We start from the raw sequence: 14,918 nt of genomic DNA on the forward strand, positions 1-14,918 counted from the left end.
GTCACACATTAAAAGAATGAACGATCATTCTAATCCAGTCAAGCACGGTTACAATTCCCCACGGGAAATATGGGCGCGCTCCGTGCCAGCATCATCGATAACCAGCGGCGCTACACCCTTCGTTTGGCTGCTCTTCACCGCCTGCAAGCGAACTCAACAACATGCCTGGCAGACAATTCTATTGAATTGTCACTTTTTTGCGCGTTGCGGTACTATTTGAACGGGCGCCGGAGCGCCTTGTTTCGTATCGTTTGGAGGGCCCTGATGGACCAACAAGACATCCACACCACCGCTTTGCTGTCGACCGGCGTGCCCGGCCTCGACGCCGTCCTCGCCGGCGGCTTGACCCCCGAGCGCCTGCATCTGGTCGAGGGCGAACCCGGCACCGGCAAGACCACGCTGGCGCTGCAGTTCCTCCAGGAAGGCGCGCGCCTGGACGAGCCTGTGCTCTACATCACGCTGGGCGAAAGCGCCGTCGAGCTGCGCGCCAGCGCCCGCTCGCACGGCTGGGACCTGGCCGGCGTGCCCATCGTCGAAATCATCCCCGACGAGGACATGCTCGACCCGGACCAGCAGTACACAATTTTCCAACCGTCCGAAATCGAACTCGGCTTGACCACCCAGCGCATCCTGGCGGCGATCGAACAGCACAAACCGACCCGGCTGGTGCTCGACTCGCTGTCCGAACTGCAGTTGCTGGCGGAGAGGCCGCTGCGCTACCGGCGCCAGGTGCTGGCGCTGAAGCAATACCTGTCGAGCCGCCGCTGCACCACGCTGCTCATCGACGACCGCGCCCCCGCCAGCGACGACATGCGGGTGCGCAGCGTGGCCGAGGGCGTCGTCGCGCTCGATCTGCTGGTGCAAGCCTACGGCGCCGAGCGGCGCCGCGTGCGCATCGTCAAATACCGCGGCGTGTCCTACCGCGGCGGCTACCACGACTACAAGATCACCACCGGCGGCCTGGTGGTGTTTCCGCGCCTGGTGGCGTCCGACACGCGCTGCGAGGGCCCGCGCGGGCGCCTCTCCAGCGGCTTGGCGGCGCTCGACGCGCTCACCGGCGGCGGCGTCGAGGAAGGTATGAGCACCCTCATTTCCGGCCCGCCCGGCACCGGCAAATCGACCCTGGCGGCGCAGTTCGTGCACGCCGCCACCGCGCGCGGCGAAGCGTGCGCGATGTTCTTGTTCGAGGAGTCGCGCAACAACCTGCTCAACCGCGCTAGCGACATCGGCATGGCGCTGCACGCGGCGATGGACGCGGGCCTGCTGACGATCCAGCAGGTCGACCCGGCCGAACTGGCGCCCGGCGAGTTCTCGCAGGCGGTGGTCGACGCCGCCGCGCGCGGCGTCCGCCTGGTCGTCATCGACAGCCTGAACGGCTACCTGAACGCGGTGCCCGACGAGCGCTACCTGCCCACCTATCTGCACGAGCTGCTGGCCTTCCTCGGCCAGCACGGCGTCGCCACGCTGCTCGTCGGCGTCCAGCAAAGCATCATCGGCACCACCATGACCACCTCGGCCGACGCCAGCTACGTGGCCGACAACGTCATCATGCTGCGCTATTTCGAGGTCGCGGGCGAGGTGCGGCAAGCCATCTCGGTGTTCAAGAAGCGCGGCAGCCCGCACCAGCGCACCATCCACCGCTTTGAAATCGGCGCCGGGGGCATTGAAATCGGCCCGCCGCTGCGCGGCTTCCACGGCATCCTGACCGGCGTGCCGACCGGCGAGGCCTGCCGCGAGTCCGCCCCGCCCACGGCGGCGGCCGTCAGCGCGCCGCGCTAGTCCATATGGAACAGCGCATCCTGATCTTCGCGCCGATCGGACGCGACGCCGCGCTGGCCGAGCAGGTGCTGGAGCTGGCGATGGTACGCACCGACATTTGCCACAGCGCCGAGCAGTTGGCCGAGCAACTGGAACTGGGCGCGGCCGGTGTGCTGACGGTCGAGGAGGCGTTGCCGGCCGGCGCCTGCGCCGCCCTCACCGGCTACCTCGCCGGCCAGCCGGCCTGGTCCGACCTGCCGGTGATCCTGCTGACGCAACGCCAGGGCGACCCGCAACTGGTGCGCCACGCCATCAACACGCTGGGCAACCTGACGCTGCTCGAGCGCCCGGTCGGCACGCTGACCCTGGTGACGTCGGCGCACGCGCTGCTGCGCGCCCGCGCCCGCCAATACATGGTACGCGAGGCCGAGCGCCGCAAGGACGAATTTCTCGCCAGCCTCGGGCACGAGCTGCGCAACCCCTTGGCGCCGATCAAGACCTCGGTGGCGCTGCTCGGCCACCTGTACCCGCAGGCGCCGGCCGTGGCCAAGGTCAGGGAGGTGATCGAGCGCCAGGTCACGCACCTGACCCGGCTGGTCGACGACCTGCTCGACGTCGCGCGCATCACCAGCGGCAAGACCGAACTGCGGCGCGAACACGTCCACCTGCGCGCCGTGGTCGAACACGTCAACGAGCTGTGCCTGCAAAGCGCGGCCAGCAAGCGCATCGGCGTCGACTTCGCGCTGCCGCCGCAGGACGTGGTGCTGCACGCCGACTACGCGCGGGTGGTGCAAATCCTCGCCAACATCGTCTCGAACGCGATCAAGTTCACGCCGCCCGACGGCAGCGTTGCGGTGCGCGCCTGGGTCGACGACGCGCAGCTAAGCATCAGCGTCACCGACACCGGCGTCGGCCTGGACGCCGACGCCATCCCGCGGATTTTTTCAATGTTCGAGCAGGGCAACACGGTGTCCGGGCAGATGGCCAGCGGCCTGGGCATCGGCCTGAGCCTGGCGCGCACCTTCGCCGAAATGCACGGCGGCAGCGTGCTGGCGCGCAGCGAAGGCGTCGGCAAGGGCAGCGAATTCCTCATCCGCCTGCCGGTGGTGGTGCTGTCGCGCCAGCCGGCCGAGGGCGGCGGCGCGCGCGTGGACGTGGCGCCGACGTCGGCCGCGCGCGCCGCGCAGGTGCTGGTGGTCGACGACAACTGCGACGCCGCCGACTCGCTGAAGGTGCTGTTCCAGATGGAGGGCTACGAGGCGGCGGCGGCCTACGACGGCTGCGCCGCGCTGGCCGCCGCCAAGGGCGGCACGCCGGACTTGATCGTGATGGACCTGGGCATGCCCGGCATGGACGGCTACGAAACGGCGCGGCAGATCCGCCAACTGCCCGGCGCGGCCGGCGTCCTGATGATCGCGCTAACCGGCTGGGGCCAGGGCGACGCGCGCAGCCGCACCATCGAGGCCGGTTTCGACTACCACCTGACCAAGCCGGTCGAGTTCAACGACATCATCGGCTTGGTCAAGGGGCGCCTCGACAAGTGAGGCGCAAACGGCATGCAATGCCTACTTCCAATGGCCGCGCAGCTTGCTCACCTGCTGCTGCAAATACTCCGGCGTGGCGTCGACCGGGGCCACCGGCTGGCCGACCGCCAGCGCCAGGCGCGAACGCCAGCCGCCGCGGAAGGTCCGCTCGAACACATTGGCCTTGTTGCGACTGAGCCAATGCCCCCACAAGCCGCGCAGCGCCATTGGAATCACCGGCACCGGCGAGCGTGCCAGGATCTTCGCAATACCGCCCTTGAACTCGTTCATCTCGCCGGTCGTCGTTAACTTCCCCTCGGGGAAAATGCACACCAGGTCGCCGTCGTGCAGCGCCTGGGCGATGTCGACGAAGGCCTTTTCCATCAACCACGGGTCGTCCTTGGCCGAGGCGATCGGGATCGCCTTGCCGGTGCGGAAAATCCAGCCCAGCAGTGGCAGCTTGAAGATGCGGTGGTCCATGACGAAGCGGATCGGCCGCGGGCTGGCCGCGACGATGACGATGGCGTCGACGAAGCTGACGTGGTTACACACCAGCACGGCGGCGCCCTCGGCCGGGATGCGCTCGGCGTCGACGCACTTGACGCGGTGGATGGTGTGGATCAGTAGCCAGGCCAGGAAGCGCATCAGGAATTCCGGCACCAGCGAGAAGATATACACCGCCACCAGCGCGTTCAAAACCGCCGTCAGCAGGAACAGCTGCGGAATCGTGAAGCCCTGCCCCAACAGCAAAATGGCCACGCCGGCCGCCGCCACCATGAACAGCGCGTTCATGATATTCATGCCGGCGATGGTGCGGGAGATGTGGGCGCGGTCGCAGCGGGTTTGGATCAGCGCGAACAGCGGCACGATGAAGAAGCCGCCGAAAACGCCGATCATGGCGATGTCGAACAGGATGCGCGGCACGCTGTGCTGGGCCAGCAGGGCCAGCACGCCGACCACCTCGGTGTTGCTGTAGCCGATGCTGGCGAAATACAGGTCGATGCCGAACAGCGACAGGCCGATCGAGCCGAACGGCACCAAGCCGATTTCAATCTTGTGCCCCGACAGGCGCTCGCACAACAGTGAACCGGTGCCGATACCCAGCGAGAACACCGTCAGCAGCAACACGAACACGCCGTGCTCGCCGTGCAGGTAATCCTTGGCGTAGACCGGGAACTGGGCCAGGATCAGGGCGCCGTAGAACCAGAACCAGGAATTGCCCAGCATGGCCAGGAAGACCACCCGGTTCTTGCGCGAAAAGCCGATGTTGCGGATCGATTCGCTAAGCGGGTTCCAGTTGATGTTCAGCCCGGGTTCGGCGGCCGGCGTCAGCGGCACGCGGTAGCTCGCCAGCAGGCCGACCACGGACACCACGATGGTCGCGCCGGCCACCAGCTCGACGCCCCACGGCTTGTACACCACCAGCACCGCGCCGAGGATTTCACCGAGCAGGATGCCGACGAAGGTGCCCATCTCGATCAGGCCATTACCGCCGATTAACTCCTCCGGCTTCAACTGCTGCGGCAGGTAGGCGTATTTCACCGGCCCGAACAGGGTCGAATGGACGCCCATGCCGACCACCGCGGCCACCAGCAACCACAAGGTGTGCGACATCCAGCCCAGCGCCGCCACCGCCATGATGGCCAGCTCCAGCCATTTGACGAAGCGCGCCAGGCCGGCCTTCTCGAACTTGTCGGCGATCTGCCCGGCGGTTGCCGAAAACACCACGTACGGCAGGATGAACAGGCCGGGGATCAGGTTGGTGATGGTGGAGGCGGGCAGCGTGGTCCAGCTCAGCGCGTCGTACGCCAGGATCACCATCAGCGCCGTCTTGAACAGATTGTCGTTGAAGGCGCCGAAGAACTGGGTCCAGAAAAACGGACCGAAGCGGCGCTCGGACAACAGGGCGAACTGGCTGGATTGACTCATGTGATCGGATGGGGAAGGGGAACAGATTGACAAAATACAGGACTACGCCGCCGCCGACAATATTAATTGCCATTCGATCCAGTCGTTCTCCCGGCCGGCTGCGCTGGAACAATCCCGGCCGGGCGCGGCGGGCTTCCGGCGCAACAAGAAAAATACGTTTAGGCGCTTCTACATTATCATTCGGATAATATTGCGGAAATCTGATGTGTCGGGTCGCTCTGGCAGGGTTCGCCGTTCAATCGTATTGCAAAAAAACGCAACATAGAAAGCGGGCGGCGCCATGGAATTGTTGGTCAGTATTGTTGTTGTTCTCGGCATTGTGTATTTCCTCCTGCCGTTCATTGCCCTGTCCCGTACCAGCGCGGCGCGCAAGCGCGTCGACGCGCTGTCGTCCGAGACCAGCAGCTTGAGGGCGGAACTGCAGTCCTTGCAGAAGCAAGTGGCGACGCTGCGCAAAGCGGCGGCGCAGAACGGCGCGCCGGCCGCACCCGCCGCGCCGGTAACGCAAGCGGCGCCGGTGCCGGCTGCCGCGACCGTTCCCGTGCCGCGTCCCGTACCCGTTCCCGCGGCGGCGCCCGAGCCGACACCGCCGACGCCGGCACCTGCGCCGGTGCAGGCGGCCGTCGCCGCCGCCATACCGGTAGATGCGAAGGCGTCAGCGCCGGCCAGTGCCGAAGTCCATCAAGCCGCCGCGCCCGCCGCCGACCTGCCCCTGGACGAGTTTTCGCCCGGCTGGAAGCAGGAAACGCCGGCCTGGGCCGCTAGCGCCGACGGTTTCGCCGCGAAAGCCAAGAATTGGCTGTTCACCGGCAACCTGGTGGCCAAGCTGGGCTTGCTGATCCTGTTCATCGGCGTCAGCTTCCTGCTGAAATACGTGGCCGCGCAAATCACCGTGCCAATCGAGCTGCGCCTGGCCGGCATCGCGCTGGCCGACATCGCCCTGCTCGGCTGGGCTTGGCGCATCCGCGAATCGCGTCCCGGCATCAGCCTGCCGGTGCAGGGCGCGGCCCTGGCCATCCTGATGATGGTCGTGTTCGGCGCCTTCCGCCTGTACCACCTGATTCCGGGCGGCATGGCCTTCGCCCTGCTGCTGGTGCTGACCGCCTTCACCTGCCTGCTGGCGGTGCTGCAAAACGCCGTCTGGCTGGCCACCTTCGGCATCGTCGGCGGCTTCGCCGTGCCCATCCTCACCTCCACCGGCGGCGGCAGCCACATCGGCCTGTTCAGCTACTACGCCGTGCTCAACGCCGGCGTGTTCGCCATCGCGCTGAAACGCTCGTGGCGCATGCTTAACCTGCTCGGCTTCGCCTTCACCTTCGTCGTCGGCACCGCCTGGGGCGTGTTGAAATACACGCCGGACAACTACCTGTCGGCGCAACTATTCCTGATCCTGTTCTTCCTGTTCTACGTCGGCATCGCGCTGGCCTACGCGGCGCGTCAGGCGCCCCGGCTCAAGCACTACGTCGACGCCACCCTGGTGTTCGGCACGCCGCTGCTGGCGATGGGCTTGCAGTACGGCCTGGTCAAGGCGATGCCGTTCGGCATGGCCTTCTCCGCGCTGGCGCTGGGCCTGTTCTACACCGGCCTGGCGGCGACGCTGTGGCGCCACGGCGGCAACTTCAAACTGCTGGCCGAATCCTTCCTGGCGCTCGGCGTCGCCTTCGGCACGCTGGCGCTGCCGCTGGCGCTCGACGGCCGCTGGACCTCGGCCGCGTGGGCGCTGGAAGGCGCCGGCATCGTCTGGGTCGGCCTGCGCCAGCGCCGCCGGCTGGCCTGGGCCTTCGGCCTGCTGGTCCAGGCCGGCGCGTGGATCTCCTTCCTCGGCGCCACCAGCGGCCTCGACGCCGCCGCCGCGCTGCGCGAGAACCTCTGGCTCGGCTTCCTGGTGCTGGCCGCCAGCGCCTTCTTCATGGCCGCCACGCTGCGCCGCGCGCCGGAGGAATCGGGCGGCAAGCGCCTGCGCGCGCTGTCGCTGTTCTTCCTCGCCGCCGCCGCGCTGTGGCTGCTGGCCGGCGCGTGGACCGAAGCGCTGCTGCGCACCAGCGGCGCCACCCAGCTTAACCTGATGAGCGGCAGCGCCGTGCTGGTCGCCGTCGCGCTCGGCCTCGTCGCCAAGCGCATGGAATGGGCGGCCGCCGCCAAATTCGCCATTGCGGTGCAGGTGATCGGCGCCGTCGCGCTACTCGCGCGCAGCGCCGACGACTGGATCGCCATCACCCCGAACCTGCTCGACGGCCCCTTCCCGAGCGCGCTGATGCTCGGCGCCGCCCTCTTCCTGAGCAGCTGGTTCAGCGAGCGCCAGGGCCGCGCCGACGCCGACCCGGCCTTGTCGGCGATGGCGACGTCGCTGCTGCCCGGCGCCGCCTTCTTCTGGTTCGCGCTGGTGCTGACCTCGCTGGCCAGTTGGTTCACCGCGCTCTACGCGGCGCCGGCCGGCGGCGGCTTCCCGCTGGAAGACTGGCAAGCGGCCTACGTCCTGCTGCTGGCCCTGTTCACGCCGCTGTTCGGCTGGCTGGCGCGGCGCTTGGCCTGGCCGACGCTGCGCTGGTTCACGGCGCCGGCGTGGCTGGCGTTGGCGCTGGCCAGCGTCAACATGCTGGGCGAGCTGTACGTGGGCGGGCACCTGCCGGGCCGGCTGGCCTGGCTGGCGCTGGCGGCCGTCTGGCTGGCCGGCGAATACCTGCTGCAACTGTGGCCGCGCGCCGGCTGGCACATCGCCACCCGGCCGCTGCAACTGCTGCACGCGGTGCGCACCGGCGCTCCCTGGCTGATGATCTGGCCGGTCGCCGGGCAGCACATCTCGGCCTGGTTGCTGGCCGGCGCCAGCGAGCAACAGCGCCTGCTGGACCTGGCCGGCTGGGAAGTCAGCGGTAGTTGGGCGCGCTACCTGCCGGCCTGGGCCATGATGCTGGCGGTGGCGCTGCTGGCGCGCCGCTGCCGCGCCGGCGGCTGGCCGCTGGCGCCGCTGGAAACGTGGTATCGGCGTTGCCTGATCCCGCTGGCGGCCCTGTGGTCCTGCCTGCTGGTGCTGGACTGGAACCTGAGCTACAACGGCGCAATGGCGCCGCTGCCCTACCTGCCGCTGCTCAACCCGCTCGACCTGAGCACCGGCTTCGCCATGCTGCTGGCCGTCACCGCCTACCGCCTGCTGCGCGCCGGCCAGCCTGCCCTGTCGCCGCTCTGGCAAGGCCGCGTGCCGGTAATCGCCGGCTGCCTCATCTACGCCTGGCTGAACCTGATGCTGCTGCGCAGCGTGTCGAACTACATGGACGTGCCATACCGCTTCGACGCCATGCTGGCCTCGCGCTTCGTGCAAGCGCTGCTGTCGCTGGCGTGGAGCGTCACCGCGCTGGTTCTAATGCGCCACGCCGCGCTGCGCCACGCGCGCAAGCAATGGGGCCTGGGCGCCGGCTTGCTCGCCCTGGTGGTGCTGAAACTGTTCCTGATCGACCTGTCCAACGTCGGCGGCATCGAACGCATCGTTTCCTTCGTCGGCGTCGGCGTGCTGATGCTCATCATCGGCTACCTGGCGCCGTACCCGGGCCAGCCGGCGGAAAATACACAATGAGCGCCGGACAGCCTGGGCGATTTTCCTCGGTCGGGTTCGCCGGAACGGCGTAACCCGACAACGTTGGCCTGGGACAGCGCGTCGCGCGTCGGCCAACATGGTCGGATTACGCTCGCCTCGGCGGCCCCCGCATCCGATCTACGACACACTAACCATAACGATACAGAAAGCGCGACCAAGGATGAACTTCATATTGACCTCGGTGCTGGCACTGGCGCTGGCCGGCCAGGCCGGTGCCGCGGCGCCATCCGACACGCCGGCCGACTATCCACACAGCCTGCCGCTGAGCGTCAGCGGCACAGGCGGCGTGGTCGCCTTCCGCCTGCCGCAGTCGGTCTACCTGCGCGCCGCCACGCCCGACCTGCGCGACCTGCGCCTGTTCGACAAGGACGGCAACAAGCTGGCGTTCGCGCTACAGCGCCCGCCCGCGCAGGCGCGCACCAGCCGCAGCGAGATGCCGGCCAGGATTTTCCCCGTCACCGGTGCGCGCGGCGACGCCCAAGGCGACGACGCGGGCGGACTCGACATCCGCACCGGCAGCGACGGCCGCCTGCTGTCGGTCACGCGCGCCGCGCGCGCCGGCGAGGCGCCCGGCAAAGCCGAATTGAGCAGCCTGGTGCTCGACATCGGCCAGACCGACGCCGCCGTCAACGCCCTGCGCTTTCGCCTGCCGGCCGGCACCGCCAGCTACCACGCCCAAGTCTGGCTGGAGGTCAGCGACGACCTCAAACGCTGGGAGCCGATCGGCGCGGCCGCGCTGGACTGGCTGGTCAACAGCGACACCCAGACGCTGGCCAACGACCGCATCGAATTTGAAGCGCGCCGCTTCCGCTACGCCCGCCTGAGCTGGCGCGAGGGCGCGCCGCTGCTGTTTGCCGGCATCAGCGCCGAATCGATCAGCCAGACCGACATCGCGCCGCACGCCGAGCGACTGGTATTGCAAGCGGCGCCGGGGAAAGTCGGCCAGGACTTGGTCTACCAGGGCGCCGTGGCGATTCCGGTGGAGAAAATCGGCCTGCAATTTAGCGAACCGAACGTGGTGCTGCCAAGCGTGCTGGGGCGCTACCACGAACTGCCCGGCCGCCAGCTCGGCCAGCCCAGCACGCTGAGTTTCGAGCCGCTGGTGCGCGCCACTTTTTACCAGATCACGCAGGCGGGGCGCACGCGCAGCTCGGGCGACATGGCGGTGGCGCCGCTGCACAACGCGCAATGGGTGCTGCGCCCGCTCAACGGCGCCGGCGGCAAGCCGGCGCTGCGGCTGGTATGGTCGCCGTCGAGCGTGGTGTTCCTGGCCAACGGCAAGCCGCCGTACACGCTGGCGTTCGGCCGCGCCGACGCCGCCGCCGCCGCCGTCGAACTGGAACAGGTCGCGCCCGGCTTCAGCCAGGGCGAACTGCAAACCCTGGAACAGGCGCAGGCGGGGCCGCTGGCCAGCCGCCAGCCGGATTCGGCGGCGCCGGCCGTGGCGGCCGGCGCCGCGCGCGCGGCCCAGTTGCGGCTGGCCGCGCTGTGGGCCGTGCTGCTGCTGGGCGTGGGCGTGCTGGGCTTTTTCGCCTGGCGCCTAATAAAACAAATGAACGACCAGGACAAAGCGCCGTGACGCCGAAATGCCAGAATGCCAGAATGCCAGAATGCGGTAGCGCAAAACAATACTACGGCATCCAATAAGCAGTACCGCGCCGTTTCCGATTGCCGGTTTCGGCGCCGTCGTCAATCATTACCTTGTAAGACCACAATAACGGAGAAAAAAATGAAACGCTTAGTGTCCATCTGCCTGCTTTGCGCCGCCGCGGCCAGCGCCCACGCCGGCAACTCGGAACTGTCGACCGCCTCTGAAAACGTCGGCATGGCGTCGGGCATCGTGCTGCTCGGCTCGATGTCCTTGCTGGCCGCCTCTGGTTATGTCGTCGTCGAGGGCGTGGAGGCGGTGGCCGACGGCAGCGTCGTCGTGCTGAAGGGCGCCGCCAACGCCGGCGCCGCCTCGATCAAGCTGACCGGCGAGGCCGCGCGCGGCCTGTCGCTGGCGGCCGGCACCGTGGTCAGCGTAGTGGCGGTCTCGACCGGCCACGCGCTGGTGCTGTCCGGCAAAATCATCGCCTACGTGCCGAACGAAATCGGCAAGTCGCTGCTGCACCACTCGACCGTTCCGGCGACCGGCATATGAGCGCCACGCGTCTGAACGCGCCGGTGCTGCTGCTGTGCCTGGCCGCCGGCCTGGCGGCGACGGCGCCGGCGCGGGCCGGCCGCTCCTGCGAGCCGCGCCCCGGCGACGCCACCAAGGTCGTCAAGGCGCTGGACCTGGCCTACAAGGCGCGCCAGGCGCTCGACGCCAGCGGCGCGCAGGTCGCGCTGATCGCCCGCGCCGGGCAGGACCTGAGCAAATACCATTTGACGTACTCGCACATCGGCCTCGCTTGGCGCGACCACCCGTCCGGGCGCTGGCTGGTGGTGCATGAACTGAACGGCTGCGGCAGCGCCGAGTCGGCGCTCTACAACGAGGGGCTGGGCAATTTCTTCCTCGACGACGTGTACGAGTACAAAAGCGTCATCCTGGTGCCGCACTGGGACGTGCAAGAGGCGCTGGCGGTCCAACTGGCGTCGAAAGCGCCGCGCCGCCTGCACGGTGCGCACTACAACATGCTGGCCTACCCGTACTCGACCAAGTACCAGAACTCCAACCAATGGGTGCTGGAAACGTACGCCGCCGCCAACGCCCCGCCCGGCAGAATCAACACCCGCGCCGAGGCGCAGGCGTGGCTGAAATGGGCCAACTACCAGCCGATCACGCTGCAGATCCCGGCCTCGACCCGGCTCGGCGCGCGCATGTTCCGGGCCAACATCGCCTTCGACGACCAGCCCTTCGACCGGCGCATGAGCAACCAGATCGACACGGTAACGGTCGACTCGATCGTGCGCTTCATCAAGCAGCGCGATCCGGACATGAAGGAAATCGCGCTGGCGGTTGACTGAGGGGATGGAGCAGGCCTCGACAAACCGTGGGATGCGGGACGCAGCTGCGCCAGGTAAATTTCCTATGAATCAATCCGCCAAAGCGGGCGTGAGGGGCTTGATCGCTTTGACGATGGCCTTACCGGCCAGAGTCTCGGCGATACGAAGGTCATACGCGCTTTGCAGATTCAACCAGCCTTGGGCCTCGCTACCGAAATAGCGCTCCAAGCGAAGGGCGGTATCAGCAGTTACGCCACGCTTGCCCTTGGTAATCTCGCTGAGACGTGAGTAGGGAACGTGCAAGGCCAGTGCCACTGCACGCACGCTTACGCCCATGGGCTTGATGTACTCTTCCACCAAGACCTCGCCGGGGTGGACAGGACGCATACCATTCTCAAACACGATGCACTCCGTTTCTGTTTGTTAGGTTTCGATTCTAGGCCGATTCAGTGCGGATCTTCGATCCGGACGTCATAAGGGCCGCTCTCCCTCCACTTCAAGCTCAGACGCCATTGATCGTTGATCCGCACAAGCCAAGCGCCGTCGTTTTCTGCGTCCATTAGACAGCTTCCGGCACGAGCGCAGGAATAACCTCGGTGGTGCTGATTCTCATGTAAAACGCACCGCATACGGGTACGTCACCAGGGTTTCCCACTTGTCGTCTACCGGCGCAGCCTAGTTCTCCATTTCGCAGCAGCAACAGCAGGGTACGCAAGCTTTCTACAAGCTGCCGGCCGGATGAGGGGGCGGCCAGAATGACTGCTCCCGCCCTTAATTCCTGCGTCACGGTACAGCTTTGTCACGTGGGCTTGTAGGCTGTCGCAGGCCTTGTAGTCGACCTGCTCACCGGCTTGATTGGTCCGGCGCTTGATATTGAGGTAGAATTTTTGCCCTTTTAGCGTCAGGATAAGCTTGCTGTCCGGGTCCAGCCGTGGCCGGTCTGAGTCGTTATCACTTTTCCGGCCAATTTTGGTTGATTTGGTTGATTAATAGCGGCATCGCAGTACAATGAAAACTCCCAAAGGAGGAATCATGACTACCAAAATTTCGGCCATGAAGCGCCCCGTAGCTGGCCAAAGCGCAAGTTCATGGCCTGTGCAGCCTGCCCGGATCGAGGCGCTTGCTCCAGCCAACATTGAGCAGGCAGCAGACTTGGGCGCCGGCTACGTCATCATCAAGCTGCGCCCGCAGGCGAAAAGACGCGAATTCATCGGCAAAGACGAAATTCAGAATGAAATACCCGTCATGACACGGGAAGGGCTTGTCGCGGCGCTCCACCGCGGCAACACATTGGCGGGCGTTAAGGAACTGATCAAGCGACCCGCTGAAAACGTGGCTTTCATGCGCAACATGGCAATGCAGGAACAGGAACGGCGCACCGAGCTGGCCGAGAGCGGCGCTCTGATCGCCGCGCAGGATCTGGCCGATCGCCTGAACGTGTCACCGCAGGCCGTCAGCAAGGCCCTCAAAGCCGGGCGGGTATTCGCGCTGGAGGGCGGTGGCGGCCGCCTTTTGTATCCAGCGTTCTACTCCGATGGCAAGGTGTCCCGGCGCGATCTGGAGAAGGTGACGCGCGCGTTGGGCGACATACCGGCGTCTAGCAAATGGCAGTTCTTTACCACTCCCAAGGCCTCCCTGAACGGAGTTACCCCGCTGCAGGCGTTGCAGCAGGGCGACCGGCAGGCGGTATTGGTAACGGCTGCCGGGTTCGTGGAACGCTAATTGACCGCCGTCCCGCTTGGCTCGCCGCCGCCGTCTTTAGCCACCGACGATAGCCTTCCCGTCATGCGGCTGGGTCGACGAACTTTGGTGAGGATTTCTAAATATGCTACCGGGGAACCTTACTTCGGTTGCTCGGGGGCGAATCGCTTTGACGCCCCGGGTTGCCTTGCTGGCGCACCGGAATTTCGCTCCTGCTACCTCGGGTTCTCGCTGGAGGTCGCCATTGCTGAATCGCTGCTGCATGACGAAATACCAGTCAATGGCCGGTTCCAGGTCAGCTATACCGCCTTGGAACGGCAGAGTGTTCACAGTTTTACTGGCTCGGCCCTGCGTTTGCTCGAACTAACAGGCGCAACGCTCAAGCGCCTGTCTGGACATGCCGACTTGGCTGGAACGGCCTCCTATGCCATCACTCAACAATGGTCACTATCGATTTTCGACAACCCTTTGAATTTCGACGGCTTCGTGTACATGTCGCGCCACCTCAACACTGAACGCGCAATGATCCTTTTCGATCGAGCGGCTGCTCGGCTGCATGCCAAACCATCCGTTCTCGCGCTTCCCGACACCCCGGGTTTTGCCGCGGCCGCGACCGCTTTTAATATCGTCGCCGCGTGAGCCGCATTCAAACGCGTCCCCAGGAAGTACCGCCACACGGCACCAAACTGCCAGCCCGCTAATACTCCCTTGGTTTGTATTGCCCGCCGCGGCCGAATCGACAATGATGGCGCCGCCCATCCGCAACGATCCAGGCCGCCGCGCCCCTCTCACCAGCCAAGGAAATCTGATATGAAACAAGCATTGTCCATCGCCCTGCTCGCCGCCGCCCTGACCATACCGTTTGCAGCGCAGGCGCAAAGCGCCTATGCCGGCGCCAGCGTCGGCGGCGTCGGCCTCAACATCGACTCCCACGACAAGACGTCGAGCGGCAACAATTTCGGCGGCAAGCTCTACGGCGGCTACCAGTTCAACCCGACCTTTGGCGTCGAAGCCGGCTATGCCATCCTGGGCGACCACGACGCCAGCGTCAACGGCGTCGACGGCGCGCATATCATGCCGTCCGCGCTGTATGTGGCCGGCACCGCCACGATGCCGGTGTCGGAGCAGTTCTCGGTGTTCGGCAAAGTCGGCGTGACCGCCAACCGCAACAGGTTCGAGCTGCCGGGCGGCATACAGACTTTGAAGTACCGGAATAATTCGCCCCTGTTCGGCGTTGGCGCCAGCTACAACTTTACGCCAACGCTGGCGCTGGTGGCCGAGTACGAGCACTTCGGCAAGGTACAAAGCGCCGACCGCACCACCATCAAGGCGCAAATGCTGTCGGCCGGCCTGCGCTACAAGTTCTAAACGACGAGGGCCGGGGGGGGGGGGGGGGGGGGGGGGGGGGGGGGGGGGGGGGGGGGGGGGGGGGGGGGGGGGGGGGGGGGGGGGGGGGGGGAGGGGTACGCTCGTTCTTGATGAGGTCGTGT

The 14,918-nt window shown here is 66.5% G+C and carries 11 protein-coding genes; 9 read left to right on the forward strand and 2 right to left on the reverse strand.

Annotated features, from left to right (window positions below; translation table 11 throughout):
• Positions 1-264: 264 nt before the first annotated feature.
• Both ACFDR9_RS18050 and ACFDR9_RS18055 read left to right on the forward strand, forming a co-directional pair.
• Positions 265-1,779 carry an ATPase domain-containing protein gene (locus ACFDR9_RS18050; protein ID WP_409031879.1) on the forward strand — a complete coding sequence of 505 codons (1,515 nt, stop codon included), beginning with the start codon at positions 265-267 and terminating at the stop codon, positions 1,777-1,779.
• 5 nt (positions 1,780-1,784) lie between these two features.
• Positions 1,785-3,302, forward strand: a complete 1,518-nt coding sequence (locus ACFDR9_RS18055; RefSeq protein WP_409031880.1) for a response regulator — start codon at positions 1,785-1,787, stop codon at positions 3,300-3,302.
• 21 nt (positions 3,303-3,323) lie between these two features.
• On the opposite strand, the gene ACFDR9_RS18060 is transcribed toward ACFDR9_RS18055, so the two are convergent.
• On the reverse strand, positions 3,324-5,210 hold the full coding sequence (locus ACFDR9_RS18060) for an MFS transporter (protein ID WP_017874494.1): 1,887 nt from the start codon (positions 5,208-5,210) through the stop codon (positions 3,324-3,326).
• 280 nt (positions 5,211-5,490) lie between these two features.
• Between ACFDR9_RS18060 and ACFDR9_RS18065 the strand changes: the two genes are divergently transcribed.
• The 4 genes from ACFDR9_RS18065 to ACFDR9_RS18080 all read left to right on the forward strand — a co-directional run bounded on the left by ACFDR9_RS18065 (position 5,491) and on the right by ACFDR9_RS18080 (position 11,748).
• Positions 5,491-8,778 (forward strand): DUF2339 domain-containing protein, encoded by a 3,288-nt coding sequence (locus tag ACFDR9_RS18065; RefSeq protein WP_409031881.1) that lies wholly within the window; start codon positions 5,491-5,493, stop codon positions 8,776-8,778.
• Positions 8,779-8,959: 181 nt separating this feature from the next.
• Positions 8,960-10,378 carry a DUF3999 family protein gene (locus ACFDR9_RS18070; RefSeq protein ID WP_409031882.1) on the forward strand — a complete coding sequence of 473 codons (1,419 nt, stop codon included), beginning with the start codon at positions 8,960-8,962 and terminating at the stop codon, positions 10,376-10,378.
• Positions 10,379-10,528: 150 nt separating this feature from the next.
• A complete protein-coding gene (locus ACFDR9_RS18075) occupies positions 10,529-10,942 on the forward strand; it encodes a hypothetical protein (protein WP_409031883.1) in 414 nt (137 codons plus the stop codon).
• On the forward strand, positions 10,939-11,748 hold the full coding sequence (locus ACFDR9_RS18080) for a DUF2145 domain-containing protein (protein ID WP_409031884.1): 810 nt from the start codon (positions 10,939-10,941) through the stop codon (positions 11,746-11,748). Before ACFDR9_RS18075 ends, ACFDR9_RS18080 begins: the two co-directional genes overlap by 4 nt.
• Before the next feature lie 69 nt (positions 11,749-11,817).
• Here ACFDR9_RS18080 and ACFDR9_RS18085 read toward each other — a convergent pair whose 3' ends face one another.
• Entirely contained in the window at positions 11,818-12,114 is a 297-nt protein-coding gene (locus ACFDR9_RS18085; protein WP_409031885.1) for a HigA family addiction module antitoxin, read from the reverse strand.
• Between the two features lie 645 nt (positions 12,115-12,759).
• Here ACFDR9_RS18085 and ACFDR9_RS18090 point away from each other — a divergent pair.
• From ACFDR9_RS18090 to ACFDR9_RS18100, 3 genes are all read left to right on the forward strand, one after another.
• Positions 12,760-13,449: a hypothetical protein gene (locus ACFDR9_RS18090; protein ID WP_409031886.1), complete on the forward strand. Its 690-nt coding sequence runs from the start codon at positions 12,760-12,762 to the stop codon at positions 13,447-13,449.
• Positions 13,450-14,067 carry an RES family NAD+ phosphorylase gene (locus ACFDR9_RS18095; protein WP_409031887.1) on the forward strand — a complete coding sequence of 206 codons (618 nt, stop codon included), beginning with the start codon at positions 13,450-13,452 and terminating at the stop codon, positions 14,065-14,067.
• A 171-nt stretch (positions 14,068-14,238) separates the two neighbouring features.
• Positions 14,239-14,796 (forward strand): outer membrane beta-barrel protein, encoded by a 558-nt coding sequence (locus ACFDR9_RS18100; protein ID WP_409031888.1) that lies wholly within the window; start codon positions 14,239-14,241, stop codon positions 14,794-14,796.
• Positions 14,797-14,918: the final 122 nt, after the last annotated feature.

Source organism: Janthinobacterium sp. CG_23.3 (genome assembly GCF_046115965.1).
Lineage (GTDB): Bacteria > Pseudomonadota > Gammaproteobacteria > Burkholderiales > Burkholderiaceae_D > Janthinobacterium.